Source organism: Pelagibacterium halotolerans (genome assembly GCF_044811015.1).
Classification (GTDB): Bacteria; Pseudomonadota; Alphaproteobacteria; order Rhizobiales; family Devosiaceae; genus Pelagibacterium; species Pelagibacterium halotolerans_A.
On sequence record NZ_CP085243.1, the window covers coordinates 3391087 to 3414917 of the forward strand.

Below are 23831 nucleotides of genomic sequence, written 5' to 3' on the forward strand. Positions count from 1 at the left end.
GCATTTAAACATGATGCCTACCATCAGCTTTTCTTGACACAGTTTAGAATTGTTATAATCTATGAGCTCGATGGTTCGGTTCATAGTGTCGAATCAGGTCCGCGCATTGTGCGCCGGGCGACATAAAAAACGGGGCTTATCCAATGAGACTCACGCGCCAATCGAGCTACGCGGTCCGGACGCTGATGTATTGTGCCATCAATACGCCGGAACTGTCGCGTGTGAGCGATATCGCCAAAGCCTACGGCATTTCCGAACTCTTCCTTTTCAAGCTGATCAAGCCGTTGGTGGAAAACCAGATGCTCGAAACCGTGCGCGGGCGCCATGGCGGCATTCGCCTTGCGCGGCCGGCTTCGGAAATCACTCTTTTGGACGTCATCAAGCTCACTGAAGAGAATTTCGCGCTTGCCGAATGCTTCGAAGGCGGGGAAACCATATGTCCCTTGGTCGGGGGCTGCGAATTCAATGGAGCGCTTACGGAGGCTCTGGAAGCGTTCTTCTCGGTATTGAGGTCATATACAATTGCCGACCTTACGGACAAACGCCGCGCCATGCGGTCGCGGCTGGGCATCGAAATGCTCAGCGGAATGGAACTGAACTAGCTCACGCTTGTTGATGAAGCCTCGCCGAAGCTGCGGGGCTTTTGTTTTCTCAAAATATGATCTTTACAGTCATATTTAAGGGTGCTACACACGGTCTTGCAGGAGTGAGGCCTGCCCCTTGGCCCTGTATGCGGAGCGCCAAAGCCGTATACAGGGTCATTTTTGTTTGCCTTTTTCTCGGCCAGCCAGCAGCAGGACCTCATCGAAATCCCGTGATTTTGCGCTATGAATGTTAAGGGTGCCTGCCGGACTATGGCTACCCGCGCAATAGGGGAGAGGCGAGATGTGGAGCGCTATGCCCATCTGGGCTTTGCTGGCCGTTTTCATGGGTGCAGCGGCGGTTATCCTATTCTCGGGAATCCGGATGGTCGGGCTTGCTGACCGGCTCGCGGATCGCACCGGGCTTGGCGAGGCGCTCGTAGGGTCGGTGCTCCTGGGCGCAGCCACATCGATCAGCGGCACCATCGTTTCTGTCACCGCCGCGCTTGACGGGCGCGCTTCGCTTGCCTTTTCAAACAGTGTTGGCGGCGTTGCCGCACAAACCGTGTTCCTTGCTGTCGCCGATACGTTCTACCGCAAAGCGAATCTCGAGCATGCGGCCGCCGATCTTGCCAATATATTCCAGGGGTTGGTGCTCATTGTTTTGTTGGCGGTTCCCTTCCTCGCCTATACCGGACCGGACGTTTCGATCCTGACGGTTCATCCCGCGTCCCTTGTCATTCCGGTGGTCTACGTGTTCGGACTTGCGGGGAGCCGTTCGGTGCGTGAGGCGCCGATGTGGAGGCCCGTTCAGACCCGCGAAACGCGACATGACGAGCCGGACGATGCGGATATGAATGCCCCGCGCATGAGCACGCAGCATCTCTTCGCGGTGTTTATCGGGCTGGTTGTGATCATGGGCGGCGCGGGGTGGGCCATCGCGAAGTCGGCGTCGGCGTTCATCGAGAGGGTTGGTGTTTCCGAGAGTCTCGTCGGCGCGTTGGCGACCGCCGTGGTCACGTCGATGCCCGAACTCGTGACGACTGTCGCGGCGGTGCAGCGCGGCGCACTTCAGCTTGCGGTCGGAGGCATCATTGGCGGCAACATGTTCGATATGCTGTTCCTGCCGCTATCGGATGTCTTTTACAGCACGGGCTCACTCTACCACGCAATCGGCATAAGGGACCTCTTCTGGGCCGCGCTCGGCATCGCGATGACAGGTATCCTGCTTGGCGGACTCGTCCTCAGGCAGCGCCGTGGTCCCGGTCGGATCGGCGCGGAAAGCCTTGCACTGATTGTCATTTATGCCGGAGCCGTTGCCCTGCAGAGCCTCATGGGCTGACAGTCTCAAAATTTTACCGATTGATAAAAAATTGGTTCCGCGCTAGCGTCACCTGCAGTGGAATATCTGAGGGGGTATTGGCATGGCTATTGGCCAGTTCACCAAAGGCGTTGCGGCAGGACGGCTCGATCCGGAGCAGTACGCCGAAAATTTCTCCGACCTGCACGAACCCTTCACCGAGCATGAAGCGCGTGTCGAGGCCGACCGGTGCTATTTCTGCTACGATGCGCCTTGCATGACGGCGTGCCCGACCGCGATCGACATTCCCATGTTCATCCGCCAGATCGCGACGGAGAACCCCTTGGGTTCGGCCAAGACGATCTTCGATCAGAACATTCTGGGGGGTATGTGCGCGCGGGTGTGTCCTACAGAAACGCTGTGCGAGGAGGCTTGCGTACGCGAGGCCGCCGAGGGCAAGCCGGTGCAGATCGGGCGCCTCCAGCGCTATGCGACCGATGTTGCGATCGCCCGGAACGTGCAATTTTACCAGCGCGCACCGAAGACGGGAAAGCGCGTTGCTGTCGTGGGCGCTGGGCCCGCGGGTCTTGCCTGCGCGCACCGGCTCGCGATGTACGGGCATGACGTGACCGTTTTCGATGCGCGCGAGAAGGCCGGCGGGCTCAACGAATACGGCATCGCCGCCTATAAGGCCGTTGACGGGTTTGCCCAGGTCGAGGTCGACTACCTCATCGAAATCGGCGGTATCGCGATTGAAAACGGCAAGGCCCTGGGCAGAGACATCGCACTTTCCGGGCTCGTTGCCGACTACGATGCGGTGTTCCTCGGCATGGGACTTGGCGGGGTCAACGGCCTTCACGCCGAAGGCGAGGATGCAGCGGTCAACGCGGTGGATTTCATCGCCGAGTTGCGCCAGGCCTCCGATCTTTCAACATTGCCCGTGGGGCGGCGGGTCGTGGTCATTGGCGGCGGCATGACCGCAATCGACGTGGCTGTCCAAGCCAAGCTTTTAGGGGCGGAGGACGTTACCGTCTGCTACCGGCGCGGCAAAGAGAACATGAACGCTTCAGTCTTCGAGCAGGACCTGGCGGCGGCGAACGGCGTCACAATCCGGCACTGGCTCGCGCCCAAGCGGGTTCTCACCCAGGATGGCAAGACCACAGGGATAGAGCTCGAATATACGACCATCGAAGGCGGCAAGCTCGTCGGCACGGGTGAAATCCTGACGCTGCCCGCCGATCAGGTGTTCAAGGCTATCGGGCAAACCTTTGCGTCTTCCGCGCTCAATGGGAGCGGGCCTGCCATCGCACTCGAGAACGGCCGTATTCGGGTGGACGGCGAGGGCAGGACCTCACTCGATCGTGTGTGGGCGGGCGGCGATTGCGTTGCCGGGGGCGAAGACCTGACCGTGTCGGCTGTCGCGGCGGGGCGCGACGCAGCAGAGAGCATCAACCGCGCCCTCGGCGCGTAGGAGGGGAAAATGGCAGACCTCACGACCACTTTCGCCGGCATCAAATCACCCAATCCATTCTGGCTGGCCTCGGCGCCGCCGACGGATAAGGCCTATAACGTTGTACGCGCCTTTGAAGCCGGGTGGGGTGGCGTTGTCTGGAAAACTTTGGGGGAAGAGGGGCCGCCGGTCGTCAATGTCAACGGGCCGCGCTACGGCGCGATCTGGGGCGCGGACCGGCGACTCCTCGGATTGAACAACATCGAGCTCATTACGGACCGGGACCTGCAGACCAATCTGCGCGAGATCAAGCAGGTCAAGCGCGACTGGCCGGATCGGGCGCTCGTCGTCTCGATCATGGTTCCGTGCGAGGAGGAAAGCTGGAAGGCGATCTTGCCGCTGGTCGAGGAGACCGAAGCAGACGGGATCGAGCTCAACTTCGGCTGCCCGCACGGGATGAGCGAGCGCGGCATGGGCTCGGCGGTCGGTCAGGTGCCCGAATATGTCGAGATGGTGGTGCGCTGGTGCAAGCAGTATACGCGCATGCCGGTCATCACAAAGCTCACGCCGAACATCACCGATGTCCGCAAACCCGCGCGCGCCGCGTTTAATGGCGGTAGCGATGCGGTATCGCTGATCAACACGATCAATTCGATCACTGCGGTCAATCTTGACAGCTTTGCGCCCGAACCAACGATCGACGGCAAGGGAACCCACGGCGGCTATTGCGGACCGGCAGTCAAACCCATCGCGCTCTCGATGGTCTCGGAGATCGCGCGCGACCCGGAGATGCGTGGCAAGCTGATTTCGGGGATCGGCGGGATTACAACCTGGCGCGATGCGGCGGAATTCATGGCGCTCGGTGCGGGCACGGTTCAAGTGTGCACGGCGGCGATGACCTATGGGTTCAAAATCGTCCAGGAGATGATCACGGGCCTCTCGAATTATATGGACGAAAAGGGGTTTGCGTCGGTCGACGATCTCGTCGGGCGCGCCGTGCCCAACGTTACGGACTGGCAGTATCTCAACCTCAACTACGTCACCAAGGCGCGGATCAATCAGGACCTCTGCATTTCCTGTGGGCGCTGCCACATCGCGTGCGAGGATACCTCGCATCAGGCGATCTTCAACGAGGTCGATGGAAAGCGCATGTTCGTGGTCAATGACGAAGAGTGCGTCGGCTGCAATCTGTGTGTCAATGTCTGCCCGGTCGAGGACTGCATCACGATGGAGCCGCTCGAACCCGGGCAGGTCGATGAGCGCACCGGCAGCCGCGTTTCAGATCAGTATGCGAACTGGACGACGCACCCGAACAATCCGATGGCGAAGGTCGGCGAGCCGGCGGAATAGGCTACACGTCAAAGTGGGCCGTGCAGGGTTGCGTTGACGGGGCGCGTCGAACGCGGGCACTCTTCTTACTCGGAGTAGGGAGGGAAGACGATGCGCTTTACAGATCCTGTCCACCTCATGCCGGCGCCCGGGACGGGCAAATACGTGCTGGTGCAGCCGGTGCGCTATCAGGTCGGGTTCATGGGGTCCAAAGTCACCATCACGGTGCCGGACGGGTTCATGACCGATCTTGCGTCCATTCCCCGGCTGCTATGGAGCCTCCTGCCGCCGCACGATCCAGACTATGCCGCGGCGGCGGTGCTGCACGACTACCTCTATGTCTGGAAAGACGGCGCGTTTACCCGCGTCGTTGCAGACGCGATCTTTTACGAAGCGATGCGCATACTTGGTGTTCCTGCTTGGAAGGCAGTCATCATGTATCTCGCGGTACGGTTTGCCAATAACTGGACCGTCAGCACCACGGAGCCGGAGACGGTGGCTCGTGTGCCGACGCCGGGTGTGCCGCCCGCGATGGAATAGGCTTTCGACGTCCGAAGCTTAAATTTTATCCGAATGCATGTCGCAATCGGGGAAATTCGATCGTCTTGAGGTGGAGACATACGGCTATCAAGAACAGGAGACCTCGATGCCAGCTGATTTGACTTCAATTCTCATTATCATCGCCCGGGTGTTGCTTGGGGGCGCATTTGTCGTGGCCGGGGTGCGCAATACGCGCAGCATCGATATGCTGACAGCGGTGATGGAGGCGCATGGCGTTCCGTTTGCACGATTATGCGTCATCATCGGCGTTGCGACGCAGATTATCGGCGGAGCCTCGCTGGCGGTGGGGCTCTTCGCTTCCTATGCGGCTGCCGGGCTAGCGCTTTTCGTACTTCTGGCCACGCTGATCGTACACCGGTACTGGAATTATGAAGGCGAGGAGCGTTTTGCCCACGTCAACGCCTTCATTTCCAATACCGCACTTTTCGGTGCCTTTCTTCTGGCAATGGGCACCTAGCTATTTCTTCGGGCTCAGCCCATGCAGATAAAGCTGATCGAGAAAACGGGCGGCATCCTCGAACCGGCCTTCGCCGCCCCGTTCTTTACCCAGGACGGCGCGCACCTGAATGTCGAAATCGGCATAGTGCTGTGTGGTTGCCCAGATCGAAAAAATGAGGTGATAGGGATCGCAGTTGGCGATCTTGCCTTTGGCCATCCAGCCCTTGATGATCTCGGCCTTCTCGTCGACCAGGTTCTTCAAATCGGTATGAAGAACGTCCGAAAATCCGGGCGCGCCGCGCAGCATCTCGTTGGCGAACAACCGGCTTTCACGCGGGTAGTCGCGGCTCATTTCGAGCTTGCGGCGGATGTAGGACTGGATCTCGGCCAGCGGGTCGCCCTCATCGTTCAATTCGCGCAAGGGTTCAAGCCAGGTACCAAGTATCCGCGCCAGAATTGGCGCAAGGATATCTTCTTTGGACTTGAAGTAGTAAAGCAGGTTGGGCTTGGACATGCCGGCCGCCTCGGCGATCTGGTCAATCGTCGAGCCTCGGAACCCGTATTGGGAAAAGATTTCGAGGGCGGCCTCGAGAATCACTTCCTGCTTCTCACGCTGAATACGGGTGGTTGGGCGGCTGGTGTCTGTATCTGCGCTCATGAAAACTCAAATGACTCCAAATCGGCGTCGCGTCAAACCTCATATCGAACCGCGCGCGAGGTATTCCGCTAGTCGGAGCGCAGCGGCAAAATTATTGCCTTGAACCTTGCATTCAGAGTGCTAGAATTTTTCCAATCGGTCAAAAAATTTCCGGCCACCGCGCGGTTTTTTGACGTTTTACACAGCGCGGGTCTTGCATGAGGGGCATATGACAGAGGGCGCCACGTCCATTCCGAATGATCTTTCCGCCTTCTGGATGCCGTTTACGGCCAACAGGCAATTCAAATCCGCACCGCGCATGTTTGTGGGCGCTAAGGATATGCATTACACGACCGCCGACGGTCGGCAGGTGCTCGACGGCACGGCGGGGCTCTGGTGCGTCAACGCAGGGCACTGCCGGCCGCTGATCACTGAGGCGATTCAGAAACAAGCTGCCGAACTCGATTATGCGCCGGCTTTCCAGATGGGTCACCCCAAGGCGTTCGAATTGGCGAATCGGCTGGTCGATATCGCGCCCAAGGGGCTCGACCATGTGTTCTTCACCAATTCAGGTTCGGAGTCGGTCGATACGGCCTTGAAGATCGCGCTCGCTTATCACCGAGTCAAAGGCGAGGGCGCGCGAACGCGGCTGATTGGGCGCGAGCGGGCGTATCATGGAGTCAATTTCGGCGGCATTTCGGTGGGAGGGATCGTCGCCAACCGCAAGATGTTCGGCACCATGATCGGCGGTGTCGATCACATGCCGCATACGCATAATCTTGAGAAGAATGCATTCTCGCGCGGCGAGCCTCAGCATGGGGCGGAGCTGGCGGACGCGCTTGAGCGCATTGTTGCGCTGCACGACGCCTCGACCATCGCCGCCGTCATCGTAGAACCGGTTGCGGGATCGACGGGCGTGCTCATTCCGCCGCCGGGATATCTCAAGCGCCTGCGTGAGATTTGCGACAAGCACGGTATCCTCTTGATCTTCGATGAGGTCATTACCGGATACGGCCGGCTCGGCACGCCGTTCGGCGCAGATTATTTCGGGGTGACGCCGGATATCATGATCACGGCCAAAGGACTGACCAACGGTGTTATTCCCATGGGTGCGGTGTTCACGAGTTCGAAGATTCACGACGCCTTCATGACCGGACCCGAGCACCTGATCGAGTTCTTCCACGGCTACACATATTCGGGCAATCCGATCGCGGCAGCGGCGGGGCTTGCGACTCTTGAGACCTACAAGCAGGAAGGGCTCCTAACCCGCGGTGCGGAGTTGGGGCCGTACTGGGAGGATGCGCTGCATTCACTCAGGGATGCACCCAATGTGATCGATATCCGCAATATCGGACTTGTCGGCGCTATCGAACTCGAGCCGATTTCGGGCCAGCCGACCAAGCGGGCGTTTTCGGCGTTCGTCAAGGCCTATGAAAAAGGCGTCCTGATCCGCACGACGGGCGATATCATCGCGCTTTCGCCACCGCTGATCGTGCAGAAAGAGCACATCGACACCATCGTTGAGACGATCCGTACGGTCCTCGGGGAGGTGGACTGACGATGCAAACGATCCAGAACGCCATTGGCGGCAAGAAGGTTACCTCGAGCTCGACGCGTCAGAGTGCGGTTTATAATCCGGCTACCGGCGAACAGACCGCGGAGCTGCCGCTTTCGACTGCGGCCGAGATTGACGCGGCGGTCGCCAGCGCCAAGGCGGCGCAGCCGGCGTGGGGGAATACGCCGCCACTTAAGCGCGCGCGGGTGATGTTCAAATTCAAGGAATTGTTGGACAGGCATGCCGCCGACCTCGCCCGGGCGATTTCCGCCGAGCATGGCAAGACACATGACGATGCCCTCGGTGAAGTGCAACGCGGTATCGAATGCGTTGAGTACGCCTGCGGTATTCCTGAGCTGTTGAAGGGCAGCTTCACCCGCAATGTCGGTCCGGCCATCGACGCTTATGCCGACCGTCAGCCGCTTGGCGTGGTCGCGGGGATAACGCCGTTCAATTTCCCGGCCATGGTGCCGATGTGGATGTATCCGGCCGCGATTGCGTGCGGGAACACATTCATCCTCAAGCCGTCCGAGCGCGATCCATCCGCGCCGATGCTGGCCTGGGAGCTTCTGATGGAGGCGGGGTTGCCCGACGGGGTTCTCAATGTCGTCCATGGCGACAAGGAAGCCGTCGACCACATTCTCGACCACCCGGACATCAAGGCGGTGAGTTTTGTCGGCTCCACGCCGATTGCAGAATATGTCTATCAGCGCGGCACCAAGGCGGGCAAACGAGTCCAGGCCCTGGGTGGCGCAAAAAACCACATGGTGATCCTCCCCGACGCCGACCTGGACCAGGCAGCCGATGCGCTGATGGGGGCTGGTTACGGGTCGGCTGGGGAGCGCTGCATGGCCATTTCTGTCGCCGTGCCGGTGGGTGAGAAGACAGCCGACGCGCTGGTCGAAAAACTCAAGCCACGGGTTGAGAGCCTCAAGATTGGTCCTGCGGCGGATTCGGACTCCGAGATGGGGCCGCTCGTCACCGCGCAGCATCGGGACAAGGTGCTGGGCTATATCGACAAAGGCGTTGAGGAGGGCGCGGAGCTCGTCGTCGACGGGCGCGGCTTTTCGCTTCAGGGTTACGAGGGCGGCTACTATGTTGGCGGCACGCTGTTCGACCGCGTGACGCCGGAGATGACGATATACAAGGAAGAAATCTTCGGCCCGGTGCTTTCGGTCGTGCGTGCCGGCGATTACGCCGATGCGGTCAAGATGATCAACCAGCACGAATACGGCAACGGCACTGCGATCTTCACTCGCGACGGCGATGCGGCGCGCGATTTCGCGGATAGGATCGAGGTCGGTATGGTGGGGGTTAACGTGCCGATTCCCGTGCCGGTGGCTTATCACAGCTTTGGCGGCTGGAAGCGCTCACTGTTTGGGGATCACTCGATCTATGGGCCCGAGGGCGTGCATTTCTATACGCGGCTCAAAACCGTCACGACGCGCTGGCCGGCGGGGATCAAATCCGGCGCCCAGTTCACATTCCCAACCCTATAAGACCTCTCAAACCAAGGAGTGCGAAAGAGCATGGCGATACTCGGTGATAACCTCAAGATCAACGGCGACCGGCTCTGGGACTCCTTGATGGAAATGGCCAAGATCGGGCCGGGCGTTGCGGGCGGCAACAACCGTCAGACGCTGACGGACGAAGACGGCGAGGGTAGGCACCTTTTCAAGAAATGGTGCGACGAAGCCGGACTCACTATGGGTATCGACAAGATGGGGACCATGTTCGCGCGTCGTGAGGGCACGGACCCGGATGCGCTGCCGGTTTATGTCGGTTCGCACCTCGATACCCAGCCCACGGGCGGGAAGTATGACGGTGTGCTCGGCGTGCTGGGGGCGTTGGAGTTGGTCCGCACGCTCAACGATCTCGACATCAAGACCAAGCATCCGATCGTCGTCACCAACTGGACCAACGAGGAAGGTACCCGCTTCGCACCGGCGATGCTGGCGTCGGGTGTTTTCGCTGGAATGCATGAGCTTGATTGGGCCTATGACCGCACCGACGCCAAGGGGCTGAAATTCGGCGATGAGCTCAAGCGCATCGGCTGGATGGGCGATGAGGACGTCGGCGCGCGCAAGATGAAGGCGTTCTTCGAGCTTCATATCGAGCAGGGGCCAATCCTCGAGGCGGAGGGCAAGGACATCGGCGTCGTCACTCACGGACAAGGACTCTGGTGGCTGCAGGTGACGGTGACCGGTAAAGAGAGCCATACCGGCTCGACGCCGATGCCGATGCGCAAGAATGCCGGGCTGGGCATGGCGCGGATGACTGAACTCGTGCACGAAATTGCGATGAGTCACCAGCCGCAGGCGGTTGGCGCGATCGGGCATTGCGACGTCTATCCCAATTCGCGCAACGTCATTCCGGGCAAGGTGGTCTTCACCATCGACTTCCGGTCGCCCAATCAGGAGATTCTCGATGGGATGAAGGCGCGGTTCGAGGCAGAGGCGCCGAAGATTGCCGAGGAGTTGGGACTGGCAGTGGATATCGAGGTCTCGGGGCATTTCGATCCGGTGACGTTCGATCCCGGTTGCGTCGCCGCCGTGCGCAACGCGGCTGAGCGGTTGGGTTACTCGCACCGGGATATCGTTTCGGGCGCCGGGCATGACGCGTGCTGGATCAACCGCGTGGCGCCGACGGCGATGGTGATGTGTCCCTGCGTGGACGGGCTGAGCCACAACGAGGCGGAGGAGATCTCCAAGGAATGGGCGACTGCGGGCGCGGACGTGCTGATGCATGCGGTGCTGGAGACGGCGGAGATCGTGGAGTGAGGGGCGGAGATTGCCGCTTACACCTGTAAAGACTCGAATTAGAGGGGAACATCATGAGCACAGTCATCAAGGGTGGCACCGTCGTCACCGCCGATCTCACCTACACCGCCGATGTCAAAATCGAAGGCGATACCATCGTCGAGATCGGCCCGAACCTTTCGGGCGACGAAACGCTCGATGCGACCGGCTGCTACGTGATGCCCGGCGGGATTGACCCGCATACACATCTCGAAATGCCATTCATGGGCACCTATTCGACCGATGATTTCGAGAGCGGCACGCGCGCGGCGCTTTCGGGCGGGACGACGATGGTGGTCGATTTTTGCCTGCCGAGTCCCAACCAGTCGCTGCTCGAAGCGATTTCGATGTGGGACAACAAGGTCGGCAAGGCATCTTGCGACTACTCCTACCATATGGCGATCACCTGGTGGGGCGAGCAGGTGTTCAACGAGATGGAAGAAGTGGTCAAACGCGGGATTACGACCTTCAAGCATTTCATGGCCTATAAGGGCGCGCTCATGGTCGAGGACGACGAGATGTACGCCTCGTTCCAGCGCTGCGCCGAACTCGGGGCGCTGCCGCTTGTGCATGCGGAGAACGGCGACGTCGTGGCTTCGCTGCAGCAATCGCTGATGGCGGCGGGCAATAACGGACCGGAGGCGCATGCCTATTCGCGGCCGCCCGAGGTCGAAGGCGAGGCGACGAACCGGGCGATCATGATTGCCGATATGGCGGGCGTGCCGCTTTACGTGGTGCATACGAGCAGCGAGCAGGCCCATGAGGCGATCCGGCGGGCGCGGGCGAAGGGGATGCGCGTGTTTGGTGAGCCGCTGATCCAGCATCTGGTGCTCGATGATAGCGAATACGCGAACTCCGATTGGGACCACGCCGCGCGGCGGGTGATGAGCCCGCCCTTCCGCAACAAGGCGCATCAGGATTCGCTCTGGGCGGGACTGGCATCGGGCTCGTTGCAGGTGGTAGCGACGGACCATTGCGCGTTCACGACCGAGCAGAAGCGCTACGGCGTGGGTGACTTCACGAAGATTCCCAATGGCACGGGCGGACTAGAGGACCGGATGCCGGTCTTGTGGACGCGCGGGGTCAATACCGGGCGGTTGACGATGAATGAGTTCGTCGCCGTCACGTCGACCAACATCGCCAAGATCCTCAACTGCTATCCCAAGAAGGGTGCGATCCTCGTTGGGGCGGATGCCGATATCGTTGTTTGGGATCCCAAGCGCGAGAAGACGATCTCGGCGGAGAGCCAACAATCGGCGATCGACTATAATGTCTTCGAAGGCATTGCGGTCAAAGGGTTGCCGCGTTTCGTTCTGACGCGCGGGAAGGTCTCGGTCGAAGAGGCGACGATGAAGCATGAGCCGGGACACGGAAAATTCGTGCCGCGCGAGGCGAATATGCCTGTCAATAAAGCGCTTTCGCAATGGAAGGAGTTGACCGCGCCGCGTAAGGTTGAACGCACGGGTATTCCCGCAAGTGGGGTCTGATCTCCACAATCATCCTATATCATCCGGCAAGCTGAGGGGCGTTACGGATTTGGCAGATAGTACGCGTGTGGTTTCGGCCAAGGGGCTGGGACTGACTTTCGAGACCGGGGATGGTGCGGTTGAGGCGCTTTCCAATGTCGATCTCGATATCGAAAAAGGCGAGTTTGTTTCGTTTATCGGGCCTTCGGGGTGCGGAAAGACCACATTTTTGCGGGTGGTTGCCGATCTCGAACAGCCGACGGCGGGCACGATCACCGTCAATGGCACGACGCCGGAGAAGGCGCGCAAGGACCGGGCCTATGGCTATGTTTTCCAGGCTGCCGCGCTCTATCCGTGGCGTACGATTGCGCGGAACGTGGCGCTGCCGCTTGAGATCATGGGGTATTCGAAAGCCGAGCAGGGGAGGCGGATTGCTGCGACCCTTGAGATGGTCAATCTCACCGGGTTCGAGAACAAATACCCTTGGCAGCTTTCGGGCGGGATGCAGCAGCGGGCGTCGATTGCGCGCGCGTTGGCGTTCGATGCAGACCTTCTCTTGATGGACGAACCGTTCGGGGCGCTCGATGAGATCGTGCGGGACCATTTGAACGAACAGCTTCTGGATCTTTGGGCCAAAACCGAGAAGACCATTTGTTTTGTCACCCACTCGATCCCGGAGGCGGTTTATCTCTCCACCAAGATCGTGGTGATGAGCCCGCGTCCAGGACGGGTGACCGATGTGATCGAGAGCACCCTGCCAAAAGAACGTCCGCTCGACATTCGCGAGACGCCGGAATTTCTCGAAATCGCTGCCCGGGTCCGCGAGGGGCTTCGGGCCGGGCATTCCTACGAGGAGGCGTGAGGTGATGGGGCGGTTGGCAGAGGGCAAGATCGTTCCCGTTCTCACCGTCGTCCTGGCGATCATCGTCATTTGGTACGGGTTTTCCATCGTTCTCAATGCGCCCTGGCAGCAGGGCGTTTACACGCGGGCCGACCAGACCGATGTCGGGCTGTTTCAGTATCTTGCCGATGTCTATTCGCAGCAGCGTCCCGTTCTGCCGGCGCCGCATCAGGTGGCGGTGGAGTTCTGGAATTCGGTGGTCAATGCCAACCCCGCGACGCCGCGCAGCCTGATTTTCCACGCCTGGATCACGATTTCCGCAACGGGGCTGGGCTTTGTGTTCGGCACGGCGCTGGGGATCGTGCTTGCCGTGCTGATCGTTCATAACCGCGCGGTCGATCGCTCGCTGATGCCGTGGGTGATTGCGAGCCAGACGATCCCCATTCTCGCCATCGCGCCGATGATCGTGGTTGTCCTCAATTCGGTCGGGCTGACCGGGTTGATCCCCAAGGCACTGATTTCGACCTATCTCTCGTTCTTCCCGGTGGTTGTCGGGATGGTGAAGGGGTTCCGGTCGCCCGATGCGCTGCAGCTCGATCTGATGCGGACGTACAACGCCACGGGTGCGCAGCTGTTCTGGAAGCTTCGATGGCCTTCGGCGGTGCCATATCTTTTCACCTCGATGAAGGTGGGGGTTGCGGCTTCGCTGGTGGGCGCGATTGTTGGTGAACTGCCGACCGGTGCTGCTGGCGGGCTGGGCTCGCGCCTCTTGGCGGGCTCCTATTACGGGCAGACGACGCAGATCTGGGCGGCGCTCTTGATGGCGGCTGCGCTTTCAGCGGGGCTGATCGTGCTGATCGGTGCTGCGCAGGCGATGACGCAACGGGCCATGGGGGCGCAGGGATGAATATTGGCTGGATCCTGTTCGCGCTTTTGTTCTGGTTTGCTGCGTGGGGGCTCAATGCGTTCCTCGTGCGGGTGACGGTTCGGGGGCGCGCGCGGCGCATGGCAATTGATCTCGTCGTTCCGGTGATCTTCGGCGTCACGCTTCTGGTGCTGTGGGAGGCGCTGGTGCGAGGGCTCAATGTACCGCCGGTCCTGTTGCCGCCGCCGAGCCTGATTTGGGAGCGTATTCTGCTTTCCATTCCCAATCCCCTTTGGCCGGATTTCCAGCAGACTTTTCTGAAATCGGTGCTGATCGGGTACGCGATTGGCTGCTCGGTGGCGTTCGTCACGGCGATTGCCATCGACCGGTCGCCATTTTTGAAGCGTGGCCTCTTGCCAGTTGGCAATTTTGTCTCGGCGCTGCCGCTCGTGGGCATCGCGCCGATCATGGTGATGTGGTTCGGGTTCGACTGGCCGTCGAAAGCCGCTGTCGTCGTCGTGATGACCTTCTTCCCGATGCTGGTGAACACCGTCGCGGGGCTCAACGCGACCGGGCAGATGGAAAAGGACCTCATGCGGACCTATGCGGCTGGGTATTGGCAGACGCTCTTTAAATTGCGCTTGCCGATGGCATGGCCGTTCATCTTCAATGCGCTCAAGATCAATTCGACGCTTGCGCTGATTGGCGCGATCGTCGCCGAGTTTTTCGGGACGCCAGTGGTGGGAATGGGGTTCCGGATATCCGCGGCCATCGGACGGCTGAATGTCGATATGGTCTGGGCCGAGATCGCGCTTGCGGCGGTTGCCGGCTCGCTTTTCTATGGGGTGATCGCGCTCATCGAACGGGCCATCACCTTCTGGCATCCGTCCATACGCTCGGGACGGACGAGGTAGGGTGGGTCGGCAAACCTGCCTCGCTTCGGCGATAATCAGGCGCCCTCGAAAAGGACGCCGCTTCAACAAAGGGGAAACGGCATAATGAAATCACTTCTCACGACCGCGCTTGCAGGTGCCCTAATGGCCTCGGCGGCGCCGGTATTCGCGCAGGACCTCGATCCGCTCACCTTTCAGCTCAAATGGGTCAATCAGGGCCAGTTTGCGGGTTATCTCGTAGCGAAGGATCTTGGCTACTACGAGGAAGCCGGGCTGGACGTCACCATCAATCCCGGCGGGCCGGATATTGCCCCCGAACAGGTGATTGCCGGCGGCGGCGCCGACATCATCACGACCTGGATGGCTGCGGGGCTGGCCGCGCGCGAACGTGGCGTGCCGCTCGTTAACGTCGCGCAGCCGTTCGCAGGCACGGCGCTTGAAATGGTCTGCTCGGAGGAAAGCGGGGTCGAGACGACGGCCGACTTCCCGGGCAAGACGCTCGGGGTCTGGTTCTTCGGTAATGAGTATCCCTTTTATGCCTGGATGGCCAAGCTCGGGTTGCCCACGGATGGCAGCGAGGGTGGCGTAGAGGTTCTGCGCCAGGCGTTCTCGGCCGATCCTCTGCTGCAAGGCCAGGCGGATTGTATTTCGGTGATGCGGTATAACGAATATAAGCAGGTGCTCGATGCAGGCATTCCCGAAGACAGCCTGACCCTCTTCAACTTCTCCGATGAGGGTGTCGGCATGCTCGAAGACGGGCTTTACGTCATGGAAGACCGGCTCGAGGATCCTGAATTCGTTGACCAGATCACGCGGTTCGTCGAAGCCTCGATGCGCGGTTGGCAATACGCCATCGATAATCCGGAAGATGCGGCCCAGATCGTTATCGACAACGATATGTCCGGCGCGCTGAGCCTCGATAGCCAAATTTACCAGGTCGGCGTCGTCGGTGAGATGGTCGGCGGACCAGCGCTCGATATGGACGCCTATCAGCAGACGGTCGATACGCTGCTTTCTGCAGTATCTCCGGACAATCCGGCGATCACCAAGGAGCCCGAAGGCGCTTATACGACGGTTGTCACCGACGCGCTGCAATAAGCGCGCGAACAGTTGCGCATTTGCAAAGAGGCGGAGCAATCCGCCTCTTTTTTCATTTTACGCGCAATTACCCCCTCCAAATCTATCGCAAAACGCGATAGAGCGAGTCCTGAACGTTGAACGGAGCGGGCCATGCAAGCTTTCGGGGGTTCAACGGAATTTCCAGGTTATCAGTGGCGAATGAGAGAGCGCCGCTGGGTCGAGACTTAGTTTCCAAAGCGCTTTGGCTGGTGGCTGCCGTATGCTGCCGGTTGGGACAGAAAGGTGTGCCATGACGATCAACGCTCTCGTTTGGGGCGAGAATATTCACGAGAACAAGAATGCCGAGGTGGGTAAGCTCTATCCCAAAGGCATGCACGAGGCGATTGCCGACCTCTTGCGCGAGGACAGCGGGATTTCCGCGTCCACTGTCGTGCTGCAAGACCCCGAGCACGGGTTGACCGAGGAGAAGCTGGCGCAGACCGACGTGCTGTTGTGGTGGGGCCATGCGGACCATGGCGCGGTTGCCGACGAAATCGTCGAGCGTGTCGCCAAGCGGGTCTATGAAGGTATGGGCTTCATTGCACTGCATTCCTCGCATTTTTCCAAGCCGTTCAAACGGCTGATGGGCACGCCTTGTGCACTCAAATGGCGCGAAGCCGGTGAGCGGGAGCGGCTCTGGGTAGTTAATCCGGGGCACAGAATCGCGCAGGGGCTGGGTGACTATTTCGAACTCGAGAACGAGGAGATGTACGGCGAGCCGTTCTCGGTGCCCGAGCCGCTCGAGACGGTTTTCCTCTCCTGGTTTCAGGGCGGTGAGGTGTTCCGTTCGGGGCTGACCTATCGTCGCGGTGCGGGGAATATTTTCTATTTCCGGCCCGGACACGAGACCTATCCGACCTATTTCGACAAAACGGTCGGGCAGGTGCTGCGTAATGCGGTCAACTGGGCCTACAATCCGCAACCGGCGTACAAGGCGATCCACGATGCGCCGAATGTCCCTGTCGAAAAGGCGCTCGAGCCGATCGAAGAACGCGGACTGAAACTGCACAAGGCCGGGGAAGAAGGGTTCCGCTAGGGTGTTGCGCGCCGTCGGGCGCGGGTTCAATCAATATATATTGGGGGAGAAGCCCATGAGGCTTGTCATTCTCGGCACCGGCAAGATGGCCACGCACCATGCAGCACATTTCGCCGCCATCGATGGTGTGAAACTCGTTGGGGCGGTGGACGTCAACTATGAACGGGTCACGGCATTTGCCGCCGAATATGGCATTACGCACGCGTTCACGTCGCTCGAAGACGCGCTCAATTGGGGGCAGTTCGATGCGGTCGCGAACGTAACGCCGGACCGCTTCCATTACGCCACGACCATGCAGGCGCTCAAAGCTGGCAAACACGTCCTGTGTGAGAAGCCACTGGCGACACATTACGAGCATGCCCGGGAGATGGCCGATGCCACCGAGGCGGCGGGTCTTGTCGGCATGGTCAATCTCACCTATCGCAACACCCCCGAACTCCAGCGCTTCCGCGACATGGTGGATGCGGGGGAGATCGGTGCGGTCAAGCATGTGGAGGCCAGTTATCTGCAAAGCTGGCTCGTTTCCAAGGCTTGGGGCGATTGGCGCACGGATCCGACGTGGCTGTGGCGGCTTTCCACCCAGCACGGCTCGAATGGTACCCTTGGGGATATCGGCATCCACATCCTCGATTTCGCCTGGTACGGGATTGGATCGGCGGTGGAAAAGGCGTTTTGCCGTTTGAAGGCGTTCGACAAGGATCCCGATGGGCGGATCGGCGACTATGTTCTCGATGCGAATGACAGCTTCACCATGTCGCTCGAATTCGAGAACGGAGCACTCGGGGTGGTGCATGCGACCCGTTGGGCGCCGGGCTATCACAACGCGCTGCGTTTGCGTGCCTATGGCGACAAGGGCGGGCTCGAAATCCATCACGGCTTCGAGGGCACGACGCTGCGGGCCTGCACCGGTGACGGGATCGATCAGGCGCAATGGGTCGACGTGCCGGTGGAACCGGTGCCGACCAATTATCACCGGTTCGTCGAGGCTGTGAATACGGGTGTGCCGCAGAAGCCAACCTTCCGGCATGCAGCTAATCTTCAGCGTGTGCTGGATCTAGGAATGGTCTCGGATGCAGACCGGCGGGAGGTGACGGTAAGTCTCGGTGACGAAGGCAAGGACATAGACCAGGCCTTGGCGCCATTGCGGTCGGTATAATTCAGAGGCGCGCTCTGCGAGCGCGCCTCTTCCTAGTTCGATTGCATCAGACCTATTCGACTTCGGAAATCCGGCCGTCGAGGTAAGGCGTGTACTCGCCGCCGAGATCGGCGATGTAATCGGCGAGGACGATTTCGAGGCCGGGGCCATAGTCGTAGGCGTTCTTGTCGTCGCCTTCGAACATGGCGTAGCCGTCGCCGCCGCCGCGCATGTAGTTGTTGGTCGCGACCTTGTAGACGGTGTCGTCTTCAAGCGGCGCCCATTCGCCGTTCTGCATCACCTCGACCGAGACGATGCGTTCGCCTACCGGAGCGTTGCGGTCCCAAGTGTAGCGGAGCCCGGCGACCTGCGGGAAGCGGCCTGCGCCGTTCTCCCAATCGCTGACGCCGTTTTCGAGCGCTTCGCGGATGCCCGCGCCATTGAGTTCGAAGGTCGCCAGCGTGTTCTGGAACGGCAGAACCGTGATGACTTCACCCATCGTGATTTCGCCCTCGTCGATGGACGCGCGCAGGCCGCCGCCGTTCTGGATCACGAGTTGGACGCCCTGATCGGCGACGCGGTCGAGGATGGCGTCGGCAACGAGATTGCCCATTTCGCATTCCTGGATCCGGCAGGTGTCGCGGCTACCGTCGATTTCCTCCGTGGCGGTGCCGACGACCTGCTGCATCAACTCCTCGAGCGGAGCCTTGAGTTCGGCCACACGCGCGGCGGCTTCGGCGTCTGGCTCGATGGACGCATCGAGCAGGAGCGGATCTCCGGTTGCCGAGACGACGTTGCCATCGGCATCGAAGGTCACTTCGAGTTCACCGAGATATTTCGAATAGGCGTAGGCCTGAACGATCGGCACTTCCGCCCCTTCGGGATTTTCGACCATGAAGGGATAGGAGTATTCCGCGTCCTCGGTATTCGAGAACAGCGTGTGCGAATGACCACCCACTATGACGTCGATGCCGGGAACCGCCGAGGCGATGTCGATGTCGCGCGTAACGCCCATGTGGGTCAGAGCGATGATCTTGTTGATGCCAGCGGCTTCTAGACCCTCGACGGCGCCCTTCAAGTAATCTTCGGCCTGGATGAAGCGCACGCCATCGCCCGGCGAGGAGGTTTCGTCGGTGTCTTCGGCGAGAACGGAGACGATGCCGACCTGTTCACCGCCGATTTCCAGCACCAGCGCTCCGGGTACGCGACCGGCAAGCACCTCATCCTCGGTCACATCGATGTTGCCCGAAATGATCGGGAAGTCGAGACCGTCGAGCAATACGGCGAGGCCTTCCGGACCGTCGTCGAATTCGTGGTTGCCCACGGCCATGGCATCGAAGCCGATCATGTTCATGAACTCGACGACTTCTTCGCCCTTGTAGGTCGTATAAAAGAGCGAGCCCTGATACTGGTCGCCTGCGTCGAGGACGATGACGTTTTCGCCCGCTTCGGTCAGCGCGTCGCGGCGCGTGTCGATGGCGGTCTTGACGCGCGCGATGCCGCCGAAGCACTCGCCGGCCGCTTCGTCCTCTTCGCCGCAGGTGGAGTCGTAAGCATTGATCGACTCGATGCGCGAATGCAGGTCGTTGATGTGCAGGATATTGAGCGTGAATTCACCCTCGGATTGGGCGGCGGCGGTGCTCGCCATGCCCAAGGTCAGCGCCAGCGCGGAGGCGCTCAGCAGCAGATGTTTCATGTCCCTTGTTCCCTTTGTTATGAAAGGCATACGGTGCCTTCTATTCCATGCATTTGCGACGCTTGGATTACAGCGCAACACCGGGCGCGCCGCTGTTGAAAACCGCAAAGCACTTGCATGAAGTAAACAGCAGAATGCGGAGTGCGAAAAGCATAAATTTTGACCATGCGGTCAATTTGTGACGTTCTTGTCATGTCCTGCCGGTGCCTTGTCACAAACGCTTTCCCGGTGCAGGTTGCTGCGGAATTGAGGGAGGAATCATACTTATGCGCAAGGCACTGATCGCTTGGGGCGGCTGGGAAGGGCATGAGCCCAGGCAGTGCGCCGAGATTGTCGCGGGCATGCTCTCGGACGACGGATTTGCTGTCGAGGTCGTCGAAGGTACGGCGGCGTTTGCCGATGCGGGGCTGTCGGAGCTTTCGCTGATCGTGCCGGTGATCACGCAGGCCAAAATCGAGAAGGCCGAGCTCGACAATTTGTGCGCGGCCGTCGAGGGCGGTATCGGGCTTGGCGGGTTTCATGGCGGGATGGGAGATTCGTTCCGCGATCAGATCGCCTACCATTTCATGGTGGGTGGGCAATGGGTCGCGCATCCGGGGGATATCATCGACTATCGCGTCGAGGTGACGGCGCCCGACGATCCGATCATGGAAGGGGTTGGGAGCTTCGAGTATCGCTCCGAGCAGTATTTCATGCATGTGGATCCGGGCAATGAGGTGCTGGCGACGACCACGTTCGATGGTACCCACGCGCCGTGGCTCAAGGGCACGGTGATGCCGGTGGTGTGGAAGCGGCGGCATGGCGCGGGCCGGGTGTTCTATTCGGCGCTCGGGCATGTTGCCGCGGAATTCGAGGTGCCAGAAATGGCGACGGTCCTGCGGCGCGGGTTGAACTGGGCCGCACGATGACGTGAACGGCGTTGCCCGGCCTGTAACAATTGCTGAAACTCCCGCGAAGTGATGACCGTAGGTTACGGACATGAACGACAGGGAGATCGGCCGCCGATGAGTGCGACGACCGGGGAAGGCGAGGATACCAAGCCGCGCCGCAGAAAGGGACCGCTGGTTTACCGCCAGTCGGTTTGGACACGGGTGACCCATTGGGTGTGGGTGATCTGCCTGTTCTTTCTGCTGTTTTCCGGGCTGCAGATCTTCAATGCGCATCCGACGCTTTATATCGGGCAGGAATCGGGGTTCGGATACGATAACTCCGTGCTTTCGATGCATGCTGAGCGGCGTGCCGAAGGGGGATATGCGGGGTATACGACGATCTTTGGCAACAGGATCGATACTTCGGGTGTATTCGGGTATTCCGGCACCGAGGCCAATCCGCAGTTTCGCGGATTTCCGAGTTGGCTGACCATTCCGTCCTATCGCGATCTCGCCACTGGCCGTGTGGTGCATTTCTTCTTTGCGTGGATCTTGGTGAGCACGCTGTTCGTCTGGGCGGTGGCGAGCTTTTTCAACGGGCATTTGCGGCGGGATATCGTGCCCAAGGGGAGCGACCTCAAAGCGCTGCCGGGGGATGTCGCGGACCACGCGCGGCTCCGGTTCCACCATCGCAAGGGATATAATGCGCTCCAGAAATTCTCCTATGCCGTGATTTTCTTTGTCGTTTTCCCGGTGATCATCCTCACGGGGCTGTCCATGTCGCCGGGGATGAACACGGCCTGGCCGTGGCTCATCGAGATTTTCGGCGGACGGCAGACGGCGCGGACGATCCATTTCGCCGCGATGGTCGTGCTGGTTCTGTTTTTCATCGTTCATATCGTGATGGTCGTGCTGGCCGGGCCGATCAACGAGCTGCGCTCGATGATCACAGGGTGGTATCGCGTCGATGCGGACAAGGAGGAGCGCTCATGAGCCGTTTTATTCTTTCGCGCCGGACATTCCTCACCACATCGGCGGCGGGGATCGCGGGGGTAGCGCTTTCGGGGTGCGACCAGTTCGACTCGGTTCTGCGGACCGGCCATCCGGTGCGTGATTTCATGATGGGCGCCAATGACGTGACGATGGGCGCGCAGCGGGCGCTTCTGGGCCGCGAGGCGCTGGCCAAGGAATTTTCCGAAAGCGAAATCCGGCAGGGGCAGCGGCCGAACGGATCGACCGATCCCAACTCCGAGGAATATCTGGCGCTCAGGGCGAACGATTTTGCCGATTACGCGTTGCTGGTGGACGGGCTTGTCGAGGTGCCGGCGCGGTATTCGCTCGCCGAACTGCGCAACATGCCGTCGCGAACGCAGATTACGCGGCACGATTGCGTGGAAGGCTGGAGCTGTATCGCCAAGTGGACCGGGGTGCCTCTGGCGCATATTCTCGATGAAGTCGGTGTGCGGTCGAACGCGCGGTATTGCGTCTTTCACTGCTTCGACAGTCTCGGGGGCGGGTTCAGCCGGGGGCCGTATTACGAGAGTGTCGACATGCTCGATGCGCGGCATCCGCAGACCATCCTTGCTTATGGCCTCAACGATGAGGCCCTGCCCGTTGCCAATGGTGCGCCGCTCCGGGTGCGGATCGAGCGCCAGCTTGGCTACAAGATGGCCAAGTATATCCGCAGGATTGAAGTGGTGGATAACTTTGCCCAGATCCATGGCGGAAACGGCGGGTATTGGGAAGATCGCGGTTATGAGTGGTATGCGGGGATTTAGGGCATCCTGACCGTATAGTGTTCCTTGAAAAAATGCTCTTCGAGATTGTTGCCGTCGCCGCCGCGATCAACGACGAGGAAATCGCTTTCCGCGTCCAGCGCCGTCAGAACGCCGTGCCAAACGTTGATGCCGATGTTGATGCCGATGCCCGATGGGACGAGGAAGGCGCGCGGGCGTTGAGGCGTGCCGCCTGCGTCGGGGGCGACGATGGCGAGGAACGGGCGGGCGGAAAGCGGCATGAAGGCCTGCGAGCCTAGCGGATGGCGCTCGACCATTTTGAGGGTCAGCGGCAGGGCGTAAGGCTGGCCGCGGAAGATCGAGATCAGCGGGCGCGCGTTTTCTCCGGCGAGCGCGACGTCTGCGAGGTCGTGATAGCGCTCGGTCATCCCGCCGTTGATGGGGTAGTGGTGCGCGCCTTCGACGGTCAGGACCTGGCCGAAGGGGGCGAAGCCGGATTTGGTCAGCGGCTCAATGACGATCGTGCGGTTTTCGGTCATTGGCCGATGCGCAATCTGGGGTGGCGGTTGACGTCTTTATAGAGCAGGTAACGGAAGGGGCCCGGACCGCCGGCGTAGCAGGCCTGGGGGCAGAAGGCCCTGAGCCACATGTAGTCGCCGGCCTCGACTTCGACCCAGTCCTGATTGAGCCGGTAGACCGCCTTGCCCTCGAGGACGTAGAGGCCGTGTTCCATCACGTGGGTTTCGGCGAAGGGGATGACGGCGCCGGGCTGGATCGTGACGATGTTGACGTGCATATCGTGGCGGATGTCGGCAGGGTCGACGAAGCGGGTCGTGGCCCAGGCGCCGTCGGTATCGGGCATGGGGACGGGGGCGATGTCGGCTTCGTTGGCGACGAAAGGCTCGGGTTTTTCGATGCCGTCGACGGCTTCGTAGGCCTTGCGGATCCAGTGGAATTTTGCGGGTGCGCTGGCGGTGTTGTGGAGGGTCCAGGGCGTGCCGGCGGGAATATAGGCGTAGCCACCCGCGGTCATGTCGTGGCGCGTGCCGGCGAGGGTCACCGTCATCGCACCTTCGGTCATGAAAAGGACGCCTTCGGCACCGGGGTCGAGCTCGGGCTTTTCGCTGCCACCGCCGGGGGCGACTTCCATGATGTATTGCGAAAAGGTCTCGGCGAAACCCGAGAGGGGGCGGGCGATGATCCAGAGGCGGGTTTTGTCCCAGAACGGCAAAGCGCTCGTGACGATGTCGGTCATGACGCCTTTGGGGATGACGGCATAGCTTGCGGTAAAGGCCGCGCGGCCTGTGAGGAGCTGGCTTTGGGGGGGGAGACCGCCGGCCGGCGTGGCGTAAGTGCGTTCGGGCATTTGCTCTTTTGTCTTTGTCGGTGGTGACGCTCGCCTTCTTGATAGCGCAGAACGGCGCGAGCCGGAACAGCGGTTGCGTTTCTTTGGGCATAGCTGTGTGTCCGACGGCCTTTTGGCCTCGGATGTCAAACAACGTGGACGGTATGCGGCGAGACGCGCC

General features: G+C 60.5%; 23 protein-coding genes. 19 read left to right on the forward strand and 4 right to left on the reverse strand.

Annotation, left to right across the window (positions count from 1 at the left end):
• The first annotated feature begins 143 nt into the window (after window positions 1–143).
• The 6 genes from rirA to LG281_RS16370 all read left to right on the forward strand — a co-directional run bounded on the left by rirA (window position 144) and on the right by LG281_RS16370 (window position 5678).
• Window positions 144–602 (forward strand): iron-responsive transcriptional regulator RirA, encoded by a 459-nt coding sequence (gene rirA / locus LG281_RS16345; protein WP_404402561.1) that lies wholly within the window; start codon window positions 144–146, stop codon window positions 600–602.
• Window positions 603–897: 295 nt separating this feature from the next.
• Complete coding sequence (locus tag LG281_RS16350; protein WP_404402563.1) at window positions 898–1923, forward strand: sodium:calcium antiporter; 1026 nt, start codon at window positions 898–900, stop codon at window positions 1921–1923.
• A gap of 82 nt (window positions 1924–2005) precedes the next feature.
• Entirely contained in the window at window positions 2006–3352 is a 1347-nt protein-coding gene (locus LG281_RS16355) for an NAD(P)-dependent oxidoreductase (RefSeq protein ID WP_404402565.1), read from the forward strand.
• Window positions 3353–3361: 9 nt separating this feature from the next.
• Complete coding sequence (preA, locus tag LG281_RS16360) at window positions 3362–4681, forward strand: NAD-dependent dihydropyrimidine dehydrogenase subunit PreA (RefSeq protein WP_404402567.1); 1320 nt, start codon at window positions 3362–3364, stop codon at window positions 4679–4681.
• Window positions 4682–4771: 90 nt separating this feature from the next.
• A complete protein-coding gene (locus LG281_RS16365) occupies window positions 4772–5200 on the forward strand; it encodes a DUF1353 domain-containing protein (protein WP_404402569.1) in 429 nt (142 codons plus the stop codon).
• 106 nt (window positions 5201–5306) lie between these two features.
• The gene (locus LG281_RS16370) at window positions 5307–5678 is read left to right on the forward strand and encodes a DoxX family protein (protein ID WP_404402571.1); all 372 of its coding nucleotides are present in this window, start codon (window positions 5307–5309) and stop codon (window positions 5676–5678) included.
• Here the strand turns inward: LG281_RS16370 and LG281_RS16375 are convergent, their stop codons facing one another.
• Window positions 5679–6317: a TetR family transcriptional regulator C-terminal domain-containing protein gene (locus LG281_RS16375; RefSeq protein ID WP_404402573.1), complete on the reverse strand. Its 639-nt coding sequence runs from the start codon at window positions 6315–6317 to the stop codon at window positions 5679–5681. It lies immediately after the preceding gene.
• A gap of 208 nt (window positions 6318–6525) precedes the next feature.
• Here LG281_RS16375 and LG281_RS16380 point away from each other — a divergent pair, with 208 nt between their 5' ends.
• The 10 genes from LG281_RS16380 (at window position 6526) to LG281_RS16425 (ending at window position 18025) form a co-directional block, all read left to right on the forward strand.
• Window positions 6526–7854 (forward strand): aspartate aminotransferase family protein, encoded by a 1329-nt coding sequence (locus tag LG281_RS16380; RefSeq protein WP_404402575.1) that lies wholly within the window; start codon window positions 6526–6528, stop codon window positions 7852–7854.
• A 2-nt stretch (window positions 7855–7856) separates the two neighbouring features.
• Window positions 7857–9350, forward strand: a complete 1494-nt coding sequence (locus tag LG281_RS16385) for a CoA-acylating methylmalonate-semialdehyde dehydrogenase (RefSeq protein ID WP_404402577.1) — start codon at window positions 7857–7859, stop codon at window positions 9348–9350.
• 30 nt (window positions 9351–9380) lie between these two features.
• Complete coding sequence (locus LG281_RS16390; RefSeq protein ID WP_404402579.1) at window positions 9381–10631, forward strand: Zn-dependent hydrolase; 1251 nt, start codon at window positions 9381–9383, stop codon at window positions 10629–10631.
• A gap of 53 nt (window positions 10632–10684) precedes the next feature.
• Complete coding sequence (gene hydA / locus LG281_RS16395; protein WP_404402581.1) at window positions 10685–12136, forward strand: dihydropyrimidinase; 1452 nt, start codon at window positions 10685–10687, stop codon at window positions 12134–12136.
• Between the two features lie 49 nt (window positions 12137–12185).
• Window positions 12186–12977 carry an ABC transporter ATP-binding protein gene (locus LG281_RS16400; RefSeq protein WP_404402583.1) on the forward strand — a complete coding sequence of 264 codons (792 nt, stop codon included), beginning with the start codon at window positions 12186–12188 and terminating at the stop codon, window positions 12975–12977.
• A gap of 4 nt (window positions 12978–12981) precedes the next feature.
• Entirely contained in the window at window positions 12982–13863 is an 882-nt protein-coding gene (locus LG281_RS16405; protein ID WP_404402585.1) for an ABC transporter permease, read from the forward strand.
• Window positions 13860–14735, forward strand: a complete 876-nt coding sequence (locus LG281_RS16410; protein ID WP_404402587.1) for an ABC transporter permease — start codon at window positions 13860–13862, stop codon at window positions 14733–14735. Before LG281_RS16405 ends, LG281_RS16410 begins: the two co-directional genes overlap by 4 nt.
• Before the next feature lie 84 nt (window positions 14736–14819).
• Entirely contained in the window at window positions 14820–15812 is a 993-nt protein-coding gene (locus LG281_RS16415; RefSeq protein WP_404402589.1) for an ABC transporter substrate-binding protein, read from the forward strand.
• Window positions 15813–16083: 271 nt separating this feature from the next.
• Window positions 16084–16869 carry a ThuA domain-containing protein gene (locus LG281_RS16420; RefSeq protein WP_404402591.1) on the forward strand — a complete coding sequence of 262 codons (786 nt, stop codon included), beginning with the start codon at window positions 16084–16086 and terminating at the stop codon, window positions 16867–16869.
• A 55-nt stretch (window positions 16870–16924) separates the two neighbouring features.
• A complete protein-coding gene (locus tag LG281_RS16425; RefSeq protein WP_404402593.1) occupies window positions 16925–18025 on the forward strand; it encodes a Gfo/Idh/MocA family protein in 1101 nt (366 codons plus the stop codon).
• 52 nt (window positions 18026–18077) lie between these two features.
• On the opposite strand, the gene LG281_RS16430 is transcribed toward LG281_RS16425, so the two are convergent.
• On the reverse strand, window positions 18078–19700 hold the full coding sequence (locus tag LG281_RS16430) for a bifunctional metallophosphatase/5'-nucleotidase (RefSeq protein WP_404402595.1): 1623 nt from the start codon (window positions 19698–19700) through the stop codon (window positions 18078–18080).
• A gap of 266 nt (window positions 19701–19966) precedes the next feature.
• Between LG281_RS16430 and LG281_RS16435 the strand changes: the two genes are divergently transcribed.
• The 3 genes from LG281_RS16435 (at window position 19967) to LG281_RS16445 (ending at window position 22347) form a co-directional block, all read left to right on the forward strand.
• Window positions 19967–20608, forward strand: a complete 642-nt coding sequence (locus tag LG281_RS16435; RefSeq protein WP_404402597.1) for a ThuA domain-containing protein — start codon at window positions 19967–19969, stop codon at window positions 20606–20608.
• A 96-nt stretch (window positions 20609–20704) separates the two neighbouring features.
• Window positions 20705–21562, forward strand: a complete 858-nt coding sequence (locus tag LG281_RS16440) for a cytochrome b/b6 domain-containing protein (protein WP_404402599.1) — start codon at window positions 20705–20707, stop codon at window positions 21560–21562.
• Window positions 21559–22347, forward strand: a complete 789-nt coding sequence (locus tag LG281_RS16445; RefSeq protein ID WP_404402601.1) for a molybdopterin-dependent oxidoreductase — start codon at window positions 21559–21561, stop codon at window positions 22345–22347. Before LG281_RS16440 ends, LG281_RS16445 begins: the two co-directional genes overlap by 4 nt.
• Here the strand turns inward: LG281_RS16445 and LG281_RS16450 are convergent.
• Entirely contained in the window at window positions 22344–22844 is a 501-nt protein-coding gene (locus LG281_RS16450; protein WP_404402603.1) for an ureidoglycolate lyase, read from the reverse strand. The genes LG281_RS16445 and LG281_RS16450 overlap by 4 nt on opposite strands.
• Complete coding sequence (locus LG281_RS16455; protein ID WP_404402605.1) at window positions 22841–23671, reverse strand: bifunctional allantoicase/(S)-ureidoglycine aminohydrolase; 831 nt, start codon at window positions 23669–23671, stop codon at window positions 22841–22843. The genes LG281_RS16450 and LG281_RS16455 overlap by 4 nt, the downstream gene beginning before the upstream one ends.
• Window positions 23672–23831: the final 160 nt, after the last annotated feature.

Coding starts and splice junctions, on each gene's coding strand:
- rirA (WP_404402561.1), top strand. CDS start 144: ATGAGACTCACGCGCCAATCGAGCTACGCGGTCCGGACGCTGATGTAT.
- LG281_RS16350 (WP_404402563.1), top strand. CDS start 898: ATGCCCATCTGGGCTTTGCTGGCCGTTTTCATGGGTGCAGCGGCGGTT.
- LG281_RS16355 (WP_404402565.1), top strand. CDS start 2,006: ATGGCTATTGGCCAGTTCACCAAAGGCGTTGCGGCAGGACGGCTCGAT.
- preA (WP_404402567.1), top strand. CDS start 3,362: ATGGCAGACCTCACGACCACTTTCGCCGGCATCAAATCACCCAATCCA.
- LG281_RS16365 (WP_404402569.1), top strand. CDS start 4,772: ATGCGCTTTACAGATCCTGTCCACCTCATGCCGGCGCCCGGGACGGGC.
- LG281_RS16370 (WP_404402571.1), top strand. CDS start 5,307: ATGCCAGCTGATTTGACTTCAATTCTCATTATCATCGCCCGGGTGTTG.
- LG281_RS16375 (WP_404402573.1), bottom strand. CDS start 6,317: ATGAGCGCAGATACAGACACCAGCCGCCCAACCACCCGTATTCAGCGT.
- LG281_RS16380 (WP_404402575.1), top strand. CDS start 6,526: ATGACAGAGGGCGCCACGTCCATTCCGAATGATCTTTCCGCCTTCTGG.
- LG281_RS16385 (WP_404402577.1), top strand. CDS start 7,857: ATGCAAACGATCCAGAACGCCATTGGCGGCAAGAAGGTTACCTCGAGC.
- LG281_RS16390 (WP_404402579.1), top strand. CDS start 9,381: ATGGCGATACTCGGTGATAACCTCAAGATCAACGGCGACCGGCTCTGG.
- hydA (WP_404402581.1), top strand. CDS start 10,685: ATGAGCACAGTCATCAAGGGTGGCACCGTCGTCACCGCCGATCTCACC.
- LG281_RS16405 (WP_404402585.1), top strand. CDS start 12,982: ATGGGGCGGTTGGCAGAGGGCAAGATCGTTCCCGTTCTCACCGTCGTC.
- LG281_RS16410 (WP_404402587.1), top strand. CDS start 13,860: ATGAATATTGGCTGGATCCTGTTCGCGCTTTTGTTCTGGTTTGCTGCG.
- LG281_RS16415 (WP_404402589.1), top strand. CDS start 14,820: ATGAAATCACTTCTCACGACCGCGCTTGCAGGTGCCCTAATGGCCTCG.
- LG281_RS16420 (WP_404402591.1), top strand. CDS start 16,084: ATGACGATCAACGCTCTCGTTTGGGGCGAGAATATTCACGAGAACAAG.
- LG281_RS16425 (WP_404402593.1), top strand. CDS start 16,925: ATGAGGCTTGTCATTCTCGGCACCGGCAAGATGGCCACGCACCATGCA.
- LG281_RS16430 (WP_404402595.1), bottom strand. CDS start 19,700: ATGAAACATCTGCTGCTGAGCGCCTCCGCGCTGGCGCTGACCTTGGGC.
- LG281_RS16435 (WP_404402597.1), top strand. CDS start 19,967: ATGCGCAAGGCACTGATCGCTTGGGGCGGCTGGGAAGGGCATGAGCCC.
- LG281_RS16440 (WP_404402599.1), top strand. CDS start 20,705: ATGAGTGCGACGACCGGGGAAGGCGAGGATACCAAGCCGCGCCGCAGA.
- LG281_RS16445 (WP_404402601.1), top strand. CDS start 21,559: ATGAGCCGTTTTATTCTTTCGCGCCGGACATTCCTCACCACATCGGCG.
- LG281_RS16450 (WP_404402603.1), bottom strand. CDS start 22,844: ATGACCGAAAACCGCACGATCGTCATTGAGCCGCTGACCAAATCCGGC.
- LG281_RS16455 (WP_404402605.1), bottom strand. CDS start 23,671: ATGCCCGAACGCACTTACGCCACGCCGGCCGGCGGTCTCCCCCCCCAA.